Here is a 334-nt window from a genome sequence, read left to right as displayed (position 1 = left end):
AGAATTTGGATGCTGGAACTCAATCTATCAAAGAGTTAATAGATGGTCCTCAAAAGGCAAATTGATGGCTATATTCAAAGCACTCCTCTAAGAACAGATATTGAGTGGGCGTTTATTGATGGAAGCATAATAAAAGCTTATCAACACAGTGCTGGAGTAGCTTCTGAAGAAAATCAAGCTATAGGAAAATCCAGAGGTGGTAATACAACAAAAATTCATATGGCTGTTGATGCTTTCGGCTTACCCATTGATTTTGAAATAACGGGTGGTGAAGTACATGACAGTAAAGTTGCATCAGAATTTATCGAAAAATTGCCCACCGCAGGTCATACTA

At 37.7% G+C, this 334-nt stretch carries 1 pseudogene; it reads left to right on the top strand.

The features are described from left to right. Positions 1-334: pseudogene (locus Lsan_RS21180) on the top strand (IS5 family transposase); the annotation flags it as partial.

This window comes from Legionella santicrucis, from assembly GCF_001468135.1.
Lineage (GTDB): Bacteria > Pseudomonadota > Gammaproteobacteria > Legionellales > Legionellaceae > Legionella > Legionella santicrucis.
This window is presented reverse-complemented; position numbering and strand designations above follow the sequence as displayed.